We start from the raw sequence: 16,575 nt of genomic DNA on the forward strand, positions 1-16,575 counted from the left end.
ACGGACAACCACTCACAAGTGCGTCAGCGCAAACGGGCCCCGTGGCGTTCGGCGGCCGTGGCCACGGCGGCGTCGCGGCGGGCCGAGGCCTCCTCGAGGGTCAGCGTCCGGTCCGGGGCGCGCAGGCGCAGCGCGAACGCCAGCGAGCGCTTGCCCTCACCGACCTGCGCGCCGGTGTAGACGTCGAACAGGCGCACGTCCTCGAGGAGGTCACCCCCGCCGTCGCGCAGCGCGGTCGCCACCGAGGCGGCCGGCACGTCGGCGTCGAGCACCAGCGCGACGTCGAGCAGCACCGGAGGGAACGGCGAGACCGCCGGCGAGGGGCGCACCTCGACCAGCGGGAGCCGGTCGAGCTCGAGCTCCATCGCGCACGTGCGCGCGGGCAGCCCGAGCGTCTCGAGCACCTTCGGGTGCAGCTCGCCCGCATGGCCCACGAGCGTGCCGTCGGGCAGGCGCAGGGCCGCGCACCGGCCGGGGTGCCACGGCGCGTGCCGGTCGGCGGCCACCTCGAGATCGGCGCCGTACACCCGGCCGACCAGGCGCGCGGCCTCGATCGCGTCGGCCCAGTCGGCGGCACGTCCCGGCCCCCACCAGCCGGCCCGGTCCCAGGCGCCGGCGAGCACCGCGCCGACCCGCAGCGGCTGGTCGGGCAGGCCCGCGAGCACCTCGGCGATCGCCGCGTCGTCGGGCCGGGAGTCGACGGGCAGCACCGGGGCCTGGTTCGTCGAGCCGGGCTCCTCCGCACCGGGCCGCACGACCTGGCCGACCTGGTAGAGCGCGAGGTCGCGCAGCCCGCGGGAGACGTTGCGGACCACGGCGTCGAGCAGGCCGGGCAGTAGCGTCGTCGCCATCAGCGCGCGGTCGGCGTCGAGCGGGTTGGCCAGGCGCAGCGCCCGGCGGCGCGGGTCGTCGGCGTCCAGGCCGAGCGCGTCGAACACCGAGGGCGCGACGAACGGGGAGGGCAGCACCTCGTCGTAGCCCGCGTCGGCGAGCGCCCGAGACACCTGGCGGCGCCGGCGCTGGCCCAGCGTCAGCCCCGTGCCCGGGTGTGCGGCGGGCAGCTCGGAGGGGATGCCGTCGTAGCCCTCGAGCCGCAGGACCTCCTCGACGAGGTCGGCGGGGCGGGTGAGGTCGGGGCGCCAGGTCGGCGGTGTGGCCCGCAGGCCCGCGGCCCCGCCGTCGCCGGGGTCGGCGGCGGCCACCTCGACCCCGCAGCCGATCTGGCTCAGGCGCCGGACGACCGCACCTCGCTCGTAGCGCCGGCCGGCGACGCGGTCGGGCAGGTCGAGGGCCATCAGCACGGGCGCCGGCGTGGGCACCGGGTCGGAGAAGGGGCCCTCGTCGGTGACGCCGGACGCCACGGTCGCGCCGCCGTAGTGCGCGAGCAGCCACGCGGCGCGGTCGGTCGCGGCGCGCGCCACGGCCGGGTCGACCTCGCGCTCGTAGCGCCGCGCCGCCTCGCTGGGCAGGCGGTGGCGCCGGGCGGTGCGCGCGACCGACGGCGGGTCCCACACCCCCGCCTCGAGCAGGACGTCGCTCGTGCCCGCCCCCACCTCGGTCGGCCCGCCGCCCATGACGCCGGCGAGGCCGATCGGCCCGGACTCGTCGGTGATCACGACGTCGTCGGGGTCGAGCGCCCGCTGGACGTCGTCCAGGGTGGTGATCTTCTCGTCGGCGGCGGCCCGCCGGACGACGATGTCGCCCCGTACCGCCGACGCGTCGTAGGCGTGCATCGGCTGGCCCAGCTCGAGCATCACGTAGTTGGTGACGTCGACGGCCAGCGAGATCGGGCGCACGCCGCAGAGCAGCAGCCGGCGGCGCATCCACCACGGCGACGGGGCGGTCGGGTCGAGGTCGGTGACGCGGCGGGCGACGAAGCGCCGGCACGCCGACTCCGGCTCCAGCCGCACCGGCCAGGCGTCCCCGTCCGCCGCGGGCAGGTCGTGGCCCAGCAGCGCCGGGTCGCCGTAGGGCGCGTCGAGCGCGCACGCCAGCTCCCGGGCCAGGCCGCGGACGGACAGGCAGTACCCGCGGTCGGGGGTGACGGCGATGTCGAGCACCGCGTCGTCGAGCCCCAGCAGGGCGGTGGCGTCGTCGCCGGGGTCGGCGGTGCCGGGCGGCAGCACGAGGATGCCGCTGTGGTCGTCACCGAGGCCCAGCTCGTCGAGCGCGCAGATCATGCCGTCGGAGACGTGGCCGTAGGTCGTGCGCGCGGCGATCGCGAAGTCGCCGGGCAGCACCGCACCGGGCAGCGCGACGACGACGAGGTCGCCCTCGACGAAGTTCGTGGCCCCGCAGACGATGCCCCGCGTCCCGGCGCCCTCGCCCTCGGCGTCCCCGCCCGTGTCACCGTGCTCGGGACCCACGTCGACCCGGCAGTACCGGATCGGCTTCTTGTACTCCGTGAGCTCCTCGATCGACCGGACCCGGCCGACGACCAGCGGGCCCGTGGTGGCCGGGATCGGCGCGACGTCCTCCACCTCGAGCCCGACGCGGATCAGCGCCTCGCCGACCGCGTCGGCCGACGGCACGCCGTCGGGCGGCAGGTCGACGTGCTGGAGGAGCCACGAGACGGGGACGCGCACGGGACTTCAGGGCCTTCCTGGTCGGAGCTTCAGCGGTGGACCGGCGATCAGGGTTCGACGGCGAACGCGGAGGTGAACCGCACGTCGCCCTCGACCATGTCGCGCATGTCGGGCAGCCCGTTGCGGAACTGAAGCGTGCGCTCCAGCCCCATCCCGAAGGCGAACCCCGAGTACTTGTCCGGGTCCACCCCGCAGGCCCGTAGGACGTTCGGGTCGACCATGCCGCAGCCGCCCCACTCGACCCAGCCGGCGCCGCCGCGCTTCTCCGGGAACCACACGTCGACCTCGGCCGACGGCTCGGTGAACGGGAAGAACGACGGCCGCAGCCGCGTCACGGACTCGCGGCCGAACATGGCCTGGGCGAACGCGTCCAGCGTGCCCTTGAGGTGCGCCATCGTGATGCCCTCGTCGACCGCCAGGCCCTCGACCTGGTGGAACACCGGGGTGTGGGTGGCGTCGAGCTCGTCGGTGCGGAACGTCCGGCCGGGGCAGACGACCCACACGGGCAGGTCGCGCTCGAGCAGCGTGCGGATCTGCACCGGCGAGGTGTGGGTGCGCAGCACCTGGCGCGCGGCGGGCGGCTCGACGTGGAACGTGTCCTGCATCGTGCGCGCCGGGTGGTCGGGCAGGAAGTTCAGCGCGTCGAAGTTGAGCCACTCGGACTCGACCTCGGGACCCTCGGCCACCTCGTAGCCCATGCCGACGAAGATGTCGGCGATCCGCTCGGAGATCTGCGTCAGCGGGTGCCGGCTGCCCCGCGCGTGCCGGTCGCCGGGCAGCGTGACGTCGACGGCCTCCTCGGCCAGGACGCGCTCGTCGCGCTCGGCGGAGAGCACGGCGTGGCGCTCGTCGTACGCGGCCTGGATGGCCTGGCGGACCTCGTTGACCCGCTTGCCCGACTCCGAGCGCGCCTGCGGCGGCAGCGCCCCGATCTCGCGGCGCGCGGTGAGCACCGGCGAGCGGTCCCCCAGGTGCGCGGGCTTCAGCGCCGTGAGGGCCTCGAGCGTGGTGGCGCCGGCGAACGCCGCGGACGCCTCGGTGCGGGCGGCGTCGAGCGTCTCGGGATCGAGCGCCGCAACCTGCTTGGGATCGTAGAGATCGTTGGTGCCGGACATCGGCGTGGTCTCGCTCCTGCTGCGGCTCTCGGTGGTGGCCCTGTCCTCGCCCTGCCGTGGCCCGGTGACGGCCCGGTGCTGTCCGTCGATGGTATCGGAGCAGGTCGAACGCGATCTCAGGCGTGCTGGGCACGGGCCGAGGCGTAGAGGCACACCGCCGCAGCGGTGGCCAGGTTGAGGCTCTCGGCCCGTCCGTGGATCGGGACGCGGACGCGGTGGTCGGCCCGTCCGGCCGTGTGCTCGTCGAGCCCGTGGGCCTCGCAGCCGAACAGCCAGGCGGTGGGCCGCGCGAGCAGGTCGTCGGCGCCGGCGTCCAGGACGGTCTCGCCGTGACCGTCGGCGGCCAGCAGCGCCAGGCCACGGGCGCGCAGGGCGTCGAGCACGGCGTCGACGTCGCGGTGCGCGGCCACGGGGACGTGGAACAGGCTCCCCATGCTCGCCCGCACGCACTTGCCGTTGTGGGGGTCGACGGCGTCCCCCGCGAGGACGACGGCGTCCGCGCCCGCGGCGTCGCTGGTGCGCACGACGGTGCCGGCGTTGCCGGGGTCGGCGACGCCGACCAGCACCGTGACCAGGCGCGGCTCCCCGGCGAGAGCGGTGTCGAGGTCCACCGCGACCGTCGTGCACACGGCGGCGATCCCCTGCGGGGTCACGGTGTCCGACAGCCCGGCGGCGGCCTTCTCGGTGACCCGCGCGACGCGGACGCCCGCGGCGTCGGCGCGACGCTCGAGCTCGGGGTGGCGCTCGGCCACCGCCGAGGTGAGGAAGAGGTCGTGGACCCTGGGCGACTCCCTGGCCGGGTCCTCGGCCCAGGCGAGCGCGTCCCGCACGGGACGGACGCCCTCGACGAGGAAGCGCCCGGTCTCCAGACGCGCCGCGCGCCGCAGCAGCTTGCGGGCTGCGGCGACGCGCGGCGTGCGTTCGGTGAGGAGGTGCCCGTCGGTCAGGCGGCGTCCCCGCTCTTGTCCTGCGCGGGCACCGCGGCCCGGGCGACCTCGACCAGCGCGGTGAACGCGGCCGGGTCGGAGACGGCGATCTCCGCGAGGTTCTTGCGGTCGACCTCGACGCCCGCGAGCTTGAGGCCCTGCATGAACCGGTTGTAGGTCATGTCGTTGGACCGGGCCGCCGCGTTGATGCGGGTGATCCACAGCTGCCGGAAGTCGCCCTTGCGCTGCTTGCGGTCGCGGTAGGCGTAGGTCAGCGAGTGGAGCGTCTGCTCCTTGGCCTTGCGGTAGAGCCGGGAGCGCTGGCCGCGGTAGCCGCTGGCCATCTCCAGGGTGGTGCGACGCTTCTTCTGCGCGTTGACCGCGCGCTTCACGCGTGCCACGTGGTCCTGCCTTCGATCTGATCAGGGAGCGGAGGAGATCCGGTCCGGGGTGGGGTCGGCGGGCGGGGGTGTGTCAGATGCCGCCGAGCAGGCGCTTGACGCGCTGGGTGTCCTGCGGCGCGACCTCGGTCGTCCCGGAGAGCGCGCGGGTCTTGTGGCTGGACTTCTTCTCCAGCAGGTGGCGCTTGCCGGCCTTCTCGCGCAGCAGCTTGCCGGCCCCGGTCACCTTGATGCGCTTCTTGGTGCCGCTGTGGCTCTTGTGCTTCGGCATGTCCTGTCCTCGCTCCTCGTGCGGACCGTGTGCGCTCCGCCGGGGTGGTCGACGCCCGTCCCGTCCCACGCGGGACGGTACGGGCGCCCGGGAACCCGGCCGCACCCGCAGGGGTACGGCCGGTCGTGCGGTCGCGCTCAGCCCGCCGGCTCGGGGGCCGGCTCCTGCTGGGCGCGCGGGGCCTTCTGGGGCTTCTTGTTCGGCGCCAGGACCATGGTCATGTTCCGGCCGTCCTGCTTCGGCGTGGCCTCGACGTAGCCGAGGTCGCCGACGTCCTCGGCCAGGCGCTGCAGGAGGCGGAAGCCCAGCTCGGGCCGCGACTGCTCGCGGCCACGGAACATGATCGTGACCTTGACCTTGTGACCCTGACCGAGGAAGCGGGTGACGTGACCCTTCTTCGTCTCGTAGTCGTGCGGGTCGATCTTCGGCCGGAGCTTCTGCTCCTTGATCACGGTCTGCTGCTGGTTGCGCCGCGACTCGCGGGCCTTCTGCGCGCTCTCGTACTTGAACTTGCCGTAGTCCATGAGCTTGCAGACCGGCGGGCGGGCCTGGGCGGCCACCTCGACCAGGTCGAGGTCGGCCTCACGGGCCAGGCGCAGGGCGTCCTCGATGCGGACGATCCCCACCTGCTCCCCGTTCGGGCCGACCAGTCGCACCTCGGGAACGCGGATGCGCTCGTTGATGCGGGTCTCTGCGCTGATGAGTTCTCCTCGGGTCGTGACGATGTCGCTGCGACCCGACACGAGGTGCCCCGGAAGACGTCGGGCCCCGCGCCGGCAACGGCGTCGGGGCCCACGGTCGACCGATCCGGGCGTCCGCGAGGACGCCTGCGCCGACGGCGTGTTCCACCGACGGCTGGACCGGACCCGCTCACCTCGCGGTGGACGGGTGGGAGCCGGGGCTCCACTTGCCGCTCGGTGGACGCGCTGCATCCGCCGAGCTGGTCGCTCATCACACAACGTACCACTCCCGCCGGGTGTTCCCTGCACCACGGGCAGGTCGGCGCGGCAGTGGGACCCTCACACCGCCGCGCCGGGCCGCCCCCTCGCGCCGGCGGCTTCAGCGGGGCCGGCTGCGGACGCCGCCTCCTCGAGCAGACGAGCGAGCCCACGCGGGTCGACCAGCATCGGCGAGTGTGAGGTGTCGATGCGGGCGACCCGATCGGCCCGGGCGGCCATGCCCTCCTGGAGCGAGGGCACGAGCGCGGCGTCCCGCTGGCAGATCAGGTAGGTGACGGGATGCCGTCGGTCCGGGGCGATCGCGCGGTGTGCGAAGTCGGCGAGCGACGAGTAGCCGAGCGCGTCGTGCCAGGGCCGCCAGCGCTCGGCGTCGAGGTCCGCAGCGAGACCCCGGCGAGTGACCTCCGGGTCCCCGGAGGTGCCGACGGCTGCTCCGCCGGGGTGTACCTGCATCCAGTCGAGCAGCTCGGGGAGCATGTCGGTGATGCCCTGTCCCCGGGCCGGCCAGAATGCGCTCACGTACACCGAGCACGCGATCCCCGGGTGGTCGGCGATCTCCGTGAGCACCAGGCCGCCGTAGGAGTGGCCGACGAGCACCGCGCGCCCGTCGCCGCCGTCCAGCAGCCGCCGGACCTCGGCGACGTCGTCGGCGAGCCCGCCGAGCGCCGCGGGGTCGGGCCCGGTGCTGGGCAGCTCGGCGAGCACGACCTCGTGGCCGGACACCTCCAGCGCCGCCCGTGTCTCGCCCCAGTAGGTGCTGTCCACGAAACCCCCGTGGACCAGGACGAAGCGTGCCATCGTCTTCCTCCGTTCCGTCGCCACACCGGGAGGCGGGAGCAGGCGCCGTACCTCCGCAGCGTCCCGAGGGAGGCGCGTGGACCAGCCGGTGCGTCGCCATCGGTGTCCTCCCCGCTCGGTGTCGCGACGACGTTCCTCGGCGGGGTTGCGCCGCCGTTGCAGTGGCGCTGCAACGGCGTGCGCGACGCTCCCGGTGAGAGCGAGGGGAGGTCCGGTGCGCGCGAGGTATCCCGACGTCGAGGACGTCGTCGTCCGCGACGGGGTCCGGGTGGGGTTCGAGGTCTACGAACCGAGGGACGAGCCCACGACGGATGCGACGATCCTGCTGGTCACGCCGATGCCGCTCGTGCACGCGCGGCAGTGGAAGCTGCAGATCCCGATGCTCGCCCGCCACGCACGGGTCCTCGTGGTCGACCACCGCGGCAACGGCCGCAGCGACCGCCCGACGGAACCTGCGGGGTACGCGATCGAGGAGGACGTCGCGGACGTCGTCGCGATCCTCGACACGACGGCCACCGCGCGGGTGATCGCCGTCGGCGTCTCGGGCGGCGGCCGTCGCGCGCTCGAGCTCGCCGCCCACTGTCCCGAGAGGGTCGCCGGGGTCGTCGCGATCGCCCCGACGGTCGTGTTCGCCGTCGACGACTTCGAGGCGGTGCGTGAGCACTACGAGGGCATCCAACGCTTCAACCGCCACCACATCCGCGACGACTTCGACGACTTCGTGTCCTGGTTCTTCGCCCAGTGCTTCACCGACGACCACGCGCTGCACCCGTTCGAGGACGCCTGGGCGTACGCCCACGAGACGACCCCCGAGGTGCTGGTGTCGTTCTTCGGGGCGGCTTCCCTGCCCGACGTCGAGGGCGCGCGTGCCCTCTGCCGGGCGGTGCGGTGCCCGGTGCTCGTGCTGCACGGCACGGACGACGCCCTCATCCCCCACGAGGTCGGCGAGGCCGTGGCCGGCTGGACCGCAGGGAGCCTGGTCTCGCTCGAGGGCGTCGGCCACGTGCCGACCGTTCGGGAGCCGGTACGGACCAACCTCCTGATCCGCGACTTCGTCCGGGAGACGGCTGGCCGCCGGTCCCCCACCCCGCGGTGGACGCCGCCCCGGAAGCGGGCGAGGCGCGCGCTGTTCCTGTCGTCGCCGATCGGGCTCGGGCACGCGCGGCGCGACCTCGCGATCGCCGACGAGCTGCGCGGGCTGCGTCCGGACGTCGGGATCGAGTGGCTGGCGCAGCACCCCGTGAGCCAGGTGCTCGCCGCCCGTGGCGAACGGATCCACCCCGCCTCACGGTGGCTCGCCTCCGAGGCCGGACACGTCGAGGGCGAGTCCGGCGAGCACGACCTGCACGCCTTCCGGGCGTGGCGGTCGATGGACGAGATCCTCGTCCACAACTTCCATGTGCTCGCCGAGCTCGCCGAGTCCGACCACCACGACCTGTGGGTGGGTGACGAGGCCTGGGAGCTCGACCACTTCCTGCACGAGAACCCCGAGCTCAAGTCGGCGGCGTACGCGTGGTTGACCGACTTCGTCGGCTTCCTGCCGATCGACGGCGACGACGCGTGGGAGCAGCGGATCGCCGCCGACCACAACGCGTGGATGATCGAGCAGGTCGACCGGCTGCCGCGGGTGCGCGACGGGGCCCTCTTCGTCGGGGACGTCGAGGACGTCGTGCCCGACGCGTTCGGACCGGGGCTGCCCTCGATCCGTGCGTGGACGCGCGAGCACTACGCCTTCCCGGGCTACGTCACCGGCTTCACGCCGCTGGACCCGGCCGACCGGGCGGGCGTCCGGGAAGAGCTCGGCTGGCGTCCGGGCGAGCCGGTGTGCCTGGTGACGGCCGGGGGCACCGGGATCGGGCTGCCGCTGCTGCGCCGCGTCGTCGACGCCGTCCCGGCGATCCGCGAGCGGGTCCCGGAGATGCGGGTCGTCGTGGTCACCGGCCCGCGCCTCGATCCGGACACCGTGCCTCCGGCCCCCGGCCTGGAGGTGCACGGATGGGTCCCCGACCTCCACCGCCACCTCGGGGCCTGCGACGTGGCGATCACCCATGGCGGGCTGACCACCACCATGGAGCTGACCGCCCACCGGCGCCCGTTCCTCTACGTCCCGTTGCAGCGGCACTTCGAGCAGCAGCGTCACGTCACCCACCGCTTGGCGCGCCACCGGGCCGGCCGCCGCATGGACTGGGGCGACCTACGGCCCGACGCGCTGGCCGACGCGCTGCACACCGAGGTGGCGCGAGCGGTGGACTACCGCCCCGTCGATGCGGGCGGCGCGGCCCGGGCGGCCACCCGGTTGGCGTCGTTGCTCTGATCCCGCTCAGCGGGACGCGGCGAGGGCCTCGTCCACCACCGCGTCGGCTGAGCGCCACAGGACCCACCCGTGGTGCCCGGCAGCGACGGCGAGCGGGCGCACCACGGAGCGGGCTCGATGCCGGTCCCCACGGGCGACGTGCGCCCGGGCCACCGCCAGGTAGGCGTCCGCCCCGCCGAACCAGGCGCTCCGGGGCGGTGCGTCGATCGCCGCCACGAGCCGCTCGGCCCGCTCGAGGAGCACGTCGTCGCGCGTGGCCTGCGCCAGCGGCGCGAGGCAGCGCAGGACGTAGGCCTCGGTCCCGCCCTGCTCGGCGAGCGCGAGGCCCTCGCCGAGGACCTCCACGGCCTCGGCGACGTCGTGCGGGTCGGCCCGCGCGAGCAGCGCCGTCCCCAGCTGGGAGGCGGCGGTCGGCCACCACCACGGGTGCCGCTCGTCGGTGGCCACGGCGGAGCGCGCCAGGTCGACGGCCTCGTCGAGGCGACCGTCCACCCGGGCCATGAGCGCCAGGTGGGCCCCGAACCACGGCTCGAACCCCTCGAGTCCACCGCCACGGCACACCTCGCGCGCCTCCCGGACCCTCGCCGCGGCCGCGGCGGCGTCGCCCGCGGCGAGCACCGGGAGCGCGGACTCGAAGATCGTCCAGAAGAGGATCTGGCGCTCGCCGCGGCGGCGGGCCAACGGGGCGAGCTCGGCGAGGACCCGCCCGAGGGCCCCGACGTCCCCGGTGTAGGCGAGCGGGGTCTTCAGGCCGTCCAGGGCCGCGAGCAGCGCGCCGTCGTCCCCGGTCTCCCGCGCGGCGGTGACGGCGCGGCGTCCCCAGGCCAGGGCCTCGGTGAAGCGCAGGCGATTGCTGGCCGCCACCGCACGCCACCCGCAGGTCTCGGCTTCCGCGGAGCGGTCGATCCGGGCCTCGGCGACGCGCCGGGCACCGTCGAGCCCGGCGGTGACGCGGCCGCCGAGGGGCGCGGCCGGAGACGGATCGGCGTCCGGGACGTCCCGCATCGCGGCGATCGCCGCGCTCACCCCCGCCTCGGTCGCCGTCGCGTCGGCGAGGGCGTCGAGCGCGTGCGAGCGGACGAGGTGGACCCGACCGTGCAGGACGGGATCGTCGACCTCGGCCGCCGCCTCGAGGGCGGTGTCGAGGACGGCGAGCGCGTCGCCGGCCGCACCCCGGCCGAGGGCACGCTGGCCGGCCACCAGCCACGCGCGTGCCGCACGGGCCAGGTCGCCGATCTCGGCGGCGTGCCCGGCCAGCGCCTCGGGCCGGCCGGCGAGCAGGTCGGCCGCGACGCCGTGGTGGGCCGCACGGACCGGGCCGGACGTCGACGCGTAGACGATCTCGCGGACGAGGTCGTTGGCGAACTCGTACCGGGTCTCGGTGCGCCGCAGGACGTGCGCGGCCGTCGCGCGCTCGAAACGGTGCAGCACCTCGACCGTCGGGAGGTCGAGCATCGCGGCGACGATCTCCGGGGAGGGCGCGGAGCCGAGGACGGCGGCCGCCCGGAGGGCGTCGGCGACCGCATCGCGCAGGTGTCGCAGCCGCGAGACCACCGCCTCCTGCAGCGAGCCCGGGACGCCGTCCTCCCCGGCGGCGAGGGCGCGGAGGGACTCGGTGACGGAGAGGGGGTGGCCGCGGGTGCGGCGGACGACGTCCTCGGCGTGCCGGGGCACGCCCGCGCGGGCGGCGAGCAGCGCCACGGCCTCGGGGCCGAGGGGGCCCAACGGCAGCCGCCGCGCCACGTCGTCGAGGGCGACGAGGGCCGCGTCGCCCTCGCCGTCGCGCACGGCGGCGAGGAGCAGCACGGGGGCCCGACCGAGGCGGCGGGCGGCGTAGTGCAGGAACTCGGTGGTGGCCGTGCCGGCCTCGTGAAGGTCGTCGATCACGAACAGCACGGGCCGGCGGGTGGCCATCGCCTCGAGCAGGCCGCGCAGCGCCGCGAACGCGCGCCCGCGGAACACGTCCCCCTCGACCTCCGCGACCCGGGTTCCCCACGCCCTGGCGAGCTCGGGGACTAGCCCGGCCAGGACCGGGGCGTGCTGGCCGGCCAGCACGCACAGCTCCTCGGCCGGGCACGCGCGCAGCGAGGGGATCAGCGCGTCGAGGACGGGCTGCAGGAACAGGGACCGCTCCGTGGCGTGCGCGCGGGCGCGGAGCACGGTGGCGCCGTCGCCCGCGGCGACCTCGGCGACCGTCTCCGCGAGCGTGGTCTTGCCGATGCCGGCCTCGCCGACGAGCAGCCACAGGGCCGCACCGCGTGCGCGGCAGTCGGACCACGCGGCCACGAGCCGCGCGAGCTCATCGTCACGGCCGACGACGTCCGGACGTGCCGTGGTCGCGGCGCCGCGCCGGTCGACGGGCGGCCCGACGGTCGGCCGTGGGCCCGGCGCGGCGGGCGCCCGACCCCGCAGGATCGCCAGGTGGCGCTCGCGGGTCTCGGGGGCCGGGTCGACGCCGAGCTCCTCGGCCAGCGTCGCGCGGAGGCGTTCGTAGGCCCGGAGCGCGCGGGCGGGCTGGCCGGCCGCGTGGTGGGCGGACATGAGCAGGCGGTGCGCGGTGTCGTCGAGCGGGTCGGCGGCGGCCGCCGAGGACGCCGCCGCGACCGCCCGCGGCGGATCACCGACGGCGAGCGCGGCCTCCGCGAGCCCGTGGCGCAGCGCCCGTCGCAGGTCCTCGGCCTCCGCCCGGAGCGCCCCCACCCAGTCCGCGTCGGCCTCCCCCTCCAGTGCCTCCCCGCGCGCGAGGAGGTCGAGCCCGGCCTCGGCGGCACGCAGGGCGCGCGCGGGATCACCGGCCGTCGTCGCCTCGCGGACGTCAGCGGCGTGGCGCACGACGAGGTCGAGGTCGACCCGGACGGCGGGCTCGCCGCCCAACCGGTAGCCGTCGCGGCCCCCGACGACCGCGTCGGCCCCGAGCCCGGCACGCAGCCGGCTCACGAGGACGGCGACGTTGTCCTCGGGTCGCCGGGGCGGTCGGGCGCCCCAGAGCTCGGCGACGGCGGCGGTCGCCGACACCGACCGGCCGCGCGCGGCGACGAGCATGGCGAGCAGGCGGCGGGCCTTCCGACCGGGCAGCGCGATCGGGGCCCCCGGGCACGCGACGTCCGCGCCGTCGTGGACGGCGAGGCCGCCCACGACGCGGACCGTCACGCCCATCTCGCCGTCTCCTCCACGCGTCCTCGGACCGGTTGTCCCATGACGGTGCGTGACGGGACAAGGGGACGGAGGGAGAACCTCGCGAGCCGGCGGATCGTCAGCGACGCGGCGCGCCCGGAGGGTCACCGACCGTCGCCGCGATGGTCAGCCCGCCTTCCTCGCCCGCGCGCGGCGTGCCGGTGCCACCTCCGGCGCGACCAGGTTCGCCAGGAACTGTCCCGTGTAGCTGCCCTCGACCGCCGCGACCTGCTCCGGCGTGCCCTGCGCGACGACGGTGCCGCCGCCGTTGCCGCCCTCGGGCCCCATGTCGACGACCCAGTCGGACACCTTGATGACATCGAGGTTGTGCTCGATGACGAGCACCGTGTTGCCCTTGTCGACCAGGCCGTTGATGACGCCGAGGAGCTTGCGGATGTCCTCGAAGTGCAGCCCCGTGGTGGGCTCGTCGAGGATGTAGATCGTCCGGCCCATCGAACGCTTCTGCAGCTCGGCGGCCAGCTTGACGCGCTGCGCCTCGCCGCCCGACAGGGTCGGCGCCGGCTGGCCGAGCCGGACGTAGCCCAGGCCGACCTCGGTGAGCGTCTGCAGGTGGCGGTGGATCGCGCCGATCGGCTTGAAGAACTCGGCGGCCTCCTCGATCGGCATGTCGAGGACCTCGGCCACGTTCTTGCCCTTGTAGTGCACCTCGAGGGTCTCGCGGTTGTACCGCGCTCCCCGGCACACCTCGCAGGGGACGTAGACGTCGGGCAGGAAGTTCATCTCGATCTTGATAGTGCCGTCGCCGGCGCACGCCTCGCAGCGCCCGCCCTTGACGTTGAACGAGAACCGCCCGGGCCCGTAGCCGCGCACCTTCGCCTCGTTGGTGGCGGCGAACAGCTTGCGCATGTGGTCCCACACGCCGGTGTAGGTGGCCGGGTTGGACCGGGGGGTGCGGCCGATCGGCGACTGGTCGACCCGCACGAGCTTGTCGAGGTGGTCGAGCCCGGTGACACGGGTGTGCCGCCCGGGGACCTGGCGCGCGCCGTTGAGCTTGTTGGCCAGCACCGTCGCGAGGATGTCGTTGACCAGCGTCGACTTGCCCGACCCCGAGACCCCGGTGATCGACACCAGGCAGCCGAGCGGGAACGAGACGTCGACGTCGTGCAGGTTGTGCTCGCGGGCACCGACCACCGACAGCTGGCGCTTCTTGTCGATCGGGCGGCGGATCTCCGGGACCGGGATCTGTTCGCGCCCCGACAGGTACGCCCCGGTGAGCGACTCGGCGCTCTGCTCGAGCCCCTCGACGGGGCCCGAGTAGACGACGCGCCCACCGTGCTCGCCGGCGCCCGGGCCGATGTCGACCACCCAGTCCGAGGCGCGCACGGTGTCCTCGTCGTGCTCGACGACGATCAGGGTGTTGCCGAGGTCGCGCAGGCGGGACAGCGTGTCGATCAGGCGGCGGTTGTCGCGCTGGTGCAGCCCGATCGACGGCTCGTCGAGCACGTAGAGCACGCCGACCAGGCCCGACCCGATCTGCGTGGCCAGGCGGATGCGCTGGGCCTCGCCGCCGGAGAGCGTCGCCGCGGCCCGGGCCAGCGAGAGGTAGTCGAGACCGACGTCGAGCAGGAAGCCGAGCCGGGCGTCGATCTCCTTGAGCACGGCGCCGGCGATGACCTGCTCGCGCTCGCCGAGCACCAGTCCCTTCATGAACTCGGCGCAGTCGGCCACCGAGAGCGCCGTGAGCTCGGCGATCGAGCGGTCGCCCAGCGTCTCGTGGCGCAGGGTGACCGCGAGGATCTCGGGCTTGAGCCGCGTGCCACCGCAGACCGGGCAGGGCACGTCGCGCATGTAGCCCTCGTAGCGCTCGCGGGCGCTGTCGGACTCGGCCTGGTCGAGCCGTCGCTCGAGGAACGGCACGACGCCCTCGAACGAGGCGTAGTACGAGCGCTCGCGGCCGTAGCGGTTGCGGTAGCGCACGTGCACCTGCTCGTCGGAGCCGTGCAGCACCGCCTTCTGCACCCGCGCCGGCAACTTGCGCCACGGCGTGTCCATACGGAAGCCGACCTGCTCGGACAGCGCGGTGAGCAGGCGGGTGAAGTACTCGGCGGACTGGCCCGTGGCCCACGGGGCGATCGCACCGTCGGCCAGCGAGAGCTCGTCGTCGGGGACGAGCAGCTCCGGGTCGACCTCCTTCTTGATCCCCAGACCCGTGCACGTGGGGCACGCGCCGTAGGGCGCGTTGAAGGAGAAGGCGCGGGGCTCGAGGTCGTCGACCTGGAGCTGGTGGCCGTTCGGACACGCCATCCGCTCGGAGAAGCGCTGCTCGCGGTGCGGGTCGTCCTCGGGGAGGTCGACGAAGTCGAGCACGACCACGCCCTCGGCGAGGCGCAGCGCGGTCTCGACCGAGTCGGTGAGCCGCTGCTTGGCGCTGGCCTTGACCGACAAGCGGTCGACCACGACCGCGATGTCGTGCTTCTCCTGCTTCTTCAGCGTGGGCGGCTCGGAGAGCGGATACACCGTGCCGTCGACGAGCACCCGCGAGTAGCCCTGGCCCTGGAGCTGGCTGAACAGGTCGACGTACTCGCCCTTGCGGCCGCGGATGACCGGCGCGAGCACCTGGAAGCGCCGACCCTGCTCCATGGCGAGCACCTGGTCGACGATCTGCTGCGGCGTCTGCTTGGAGATCACCTCGCCGCACGTGGGGCAGTGCGGCGTCCCGGCGCGGGCGAAGAGGAGCCGCAGGTAGTCGTAGACCTCGGTGATGGTGCCGACCGTCGACCGCGGGTTGCGGCTCGTGGACTTCTGGTCGATCGACACCGCCGGGGAGAGGCCCTCGATGAAGTCGACGTCGGGCTTGTCCATCTGGCCCAGGAACTGGCGCGCGTACGCCGACAGCGACTCGACGTAGCGGCGCTGGCCCTCGGCGAAGATGGTGTCGAACGCCAGGCTCGACTTGCCCGAGCCCGACAGCCCCGTGAAGACGACCAGGCTCTCCCGCGGCAGGTCGAGATCGACGCCCGTGAGGTTGTGCTCACGGGCGCCCTTGACGACGAGACGATCGACCACGTGCAGGGCCTCCAGGCTCTCCGGCGTGACGCGCCGGGGTGGGAACACGCGACGTCGGATGTCTCTTCCCCCGGTCCACTCCATGCTAGGAGCGCCCCCCGACAACGGGCCTCCGGGCCGGGATCCGGGCGTCGGACGGGGGCCGCGGGACGACGAGCACGCCCGTCCACCCGGCTCAGGCCGGCGGGTAGCGGCGGGCGTACCAGGTGGGCGGTTCGCCGAAGAGATCGGCGAAGTCGCGGGACAGGTGCGCCTGGTCGGCGTAGCCCAACGTCGCGGCGAGGTCCGCCCAGTCGACCGGTCCCCCGACCTCCAGCCGCGCCACGACCTCCTGCAGCCGGTACCGCCGGATCACCCACTTCGGCCCGAGCCCGACGTGCTCGGCGAACAGGCGTTGCAGCGTCCGGACGCCCAGGCCCGCCGCGGCGGCGAGGCGCTCGACCCGGGCGATGGTCGGGTCGGCGGCCACCCGGGCGACGAGGTCACCGGCCTCCCGCGCGGCACGGCCGGGGCCGGCCTCGGGCAGGTGCGCGCGCAGCCAGCCGGACAGGCTCCCGCCCCACCCCGGCTCCCCCGCGAGGCCCGGCACGGCGGCGGCGTCGAGCGCGCGGTCGACCAGCGCGCTCACCGGCTGCCCCGCCACCGCGCGGAACACCCCGGGGCGGAAGGCCGCGCCCACCACGGCGCCGCGTCCGGCCAGCTCACGGATGACGTGCCGGCTCGCCGGCCCGACCACCCGCGGTGCGAGGGCGTCCCCGGCTGCCTCCCGCGCAGCGAGGGCGTCCCTCGCTCCCGCATCGGCGCCCCCGGCGCCCCTCGTCACCACCGTCACGTGGACCTGCGGCAGCGGGACGATCTTCTGGCGGTAGGGGTCCGCGTAGTCCCACGACGCGGCCCACAGCCGCTCCACCCACGGCGTGAGCGCGGCGTCCGGCTCGTGCACGGCGATCCGCTGCGCCGTACGCCAGTGCCCGCCGAGCTCGCGGGGATCCCGCCCGCCCACCT

Annotated in this window: 11 protein-coding genes; 1 reads left to right on the forward strand and 10 read right to left on the reverse strand. The window is 74.9% G+C overall.

All coding sequences use genetic code 11. From position 1 onward, the window contains the following. Positions 1-23: 23 nt before the first annotated feature. From pheT to C8D89_RS14650, 7 genes are all read right to left on the reverse strand, one after another. Positions 24-2,585: a phenylalanine--tRNA ligase subunit beta gene (gene pheT, locus C8D89_RS14620; protein WP_116708874.1), complete on the reverse strand. Its 2,562-nt coding sequence runs from the start codon at positions 2,583-2,585 to the stop codon at positions 24-26. A gap of 47 nt (positions 2,586-2,632) precedes the next feature. After that, a complete protein-coding gene (gene pheS, locus C8D89_RS14625) occupies positions 2,633-3,700 on the reverse strand; it encodes a phenylalanine--tRNA ligase subunit alpha (RefSeq protein WP_116708875.1) in 1,068 nt (355 codons plus the stop codon). Positions 3,701-3,816: 116 nt separating this feature from the next. Continuing rightward, positions 3,817-4,647 (reverse strand): TrmH family RNA methyltransferase, encoded by an 831-nt coding sequence (locus C8D89_RS14630; RefSeq protein ID WP_116709088.1) that lies wholly within the window; start codon positions 4,645-4,647, stop codon positions 3,817-3,819. Next, on the reverse strand, positions 4,644-5,027 hold the full coding sequence (gene rplT, locus C8D89_RS14635; protein ID WP_116708876.1) for a 50S ribosomal protein L20: 384 nt from the start codon (positions 5,025-5,027) through the stop codon (positions 4,644-4,646). The genes C8D89_RS14630 and rplT overlap by 4 nt, the downstream gene beginning before the upstream one ends. A 73-nt stretch (positions 5,028-5,100) precedes the next feature. Beyond that, positions 5,101-5,298 (reverse strand): 50S ribosomal protein L35, encoded by a 198-nt coding sequence (gene rpmI / locus C8D89_RS14640; protein ID WP_116708877.1) that lies wholly within the window; start codon positions 5,296-5,298, stop codon positions 5,101-5,103. A 137-nt stretch (positions 5,299-5,435) separates the two neighbouring features. Then, positions 5,436-6,041, reverse strand: coding sequence for a translation initiation factor IF-3 (infC, locus tag C8D89_RS14645; RefSeq protein WP_116708878.1), 606 nt, complete (start codon positions 6,039-6,041; stop codon positions 5,436-5,438). A gap of 276 nt (positions 6,042-6,317) precedes the next feature. After that, positions 6,318-7,055, reverse strand: coding sequence for an alpha/beta fold hydrolase (locus C8D89_RS14650; RefSeq protein ID WP_116708879.1), 738 nt, complete (start codon positions 7,053-7,055; stop codon positions 6,318-6,320). A 214-nt stretch (positions 7,056-7,269) separates the two neighbouring features. Between C8D89_RS14650 and C8D89_RS14655 the strand changes: the two genes are divergently transcribed. After that, positions 7,270-9,369 carry an alpha/beta hydrolase gene (locus C8D89_RS14655; protein ID WP_116708880.1) on the forward strand — a complete coding sequence of 700 codons (2,100 nt, stop codon included), beginning with the start codon at positions 7,270-7,272 and terminating at the stop codon, positions 9,367-9,369. A 6-nt stretch (positions 9,370-9,375) separates the two neighbouring features. Here C8D89_RS14655 and C8D89_RS14660 read toward each other — a convergent pair whose 3' ends face one another. The 3 genes from C8D89_RS14660 to C8D89_RS14670 all read right to left on the reverse strand — a co-directional run bounded on the left by C8D89_RS14660 (position 9,376) and on the right by C8D89_RS14670 (position 16,573). Continuing rightward, the gene (locus C8D89_RS14660; protein ID WP_116708881.1) at positions 9,376-12,525 is read right to left on the reverse strand and encodes an ATP-binding protein; all 3,150 of its coding nucleotides are present in this window, start codon (positions 12,523-12,525) and stop codon (positions 9,376-9,378) included. A gap of 144 nt (positions 12,526-12,669) precedes the next feature. Further along, positions 12,670-15,570 carry an excinuclease ABC subunit UvrA gene (gene uvrA / locus C8D89_RS14665; protein WP_116709089.1) on the reverse strand — a complete coding sequence of 967 codons (2,901 nt, stop codon included), beginning with the start codon at positions 15,568-15,570 and terminating at the stop codon, positions 12,670-12,672. A 175-nt stretch (positions 15,571-15,745) separates the two neighbouring features. Then, complete coding sequence (locus C8D89_RS14670; RefSeq protein WP_243418109.1) at positions 15,746-16,573, reverse strand: AraC family transcriptional regulator; 828 nt, start codon at positions 16,571-16,573, stop codon at positions 15,746-15,748. Positions 16,574-16,575: the final 2 nt, after the last annotated feature.

Source organism: Actinomycetospora cinnamomea (assembly GCF_003096675.1).
Lineage (GTDB): Bacteria > Actinomycetota > Actinomycetes > Mycobacteriales > Pseudonocardiaceae > Actinomycetospora > Actinomycetospora cinnamomea.

Excerpts from the sequence above, each read along its gene's own strand:
- pheS (WP_116708875.1), bottom strand. The coding sequence starts at position 3,700 with ATGTCCGGCACCAACGATCTCTACGATCCCAAGCAGGTTGCGGCGCTC.
- C8D89_RS14650 (WP_116708879.1), bottom strand. The coding sequence starts at position 7,055 with ATGGCACGCTTCGTCCTGGTCCACGGGGGTTTCGTGGACAGCACCTAC.
- C8D89_RS14660 (WP_116708881.1), bottom strand. The coding sequence starts at position 12,525 with ATGGGCGTGACGGTCCGCGTCGTGGGCGGCCTCGCCGTCCACGACGGC.
- rpmI (WP_116708877.1), bottom strand. The coding sequence starts at position 5,298 with ATGCCGAAGCACAAGAGCCACAGCGGCACCAAGAAGCGCATCAAGGTG.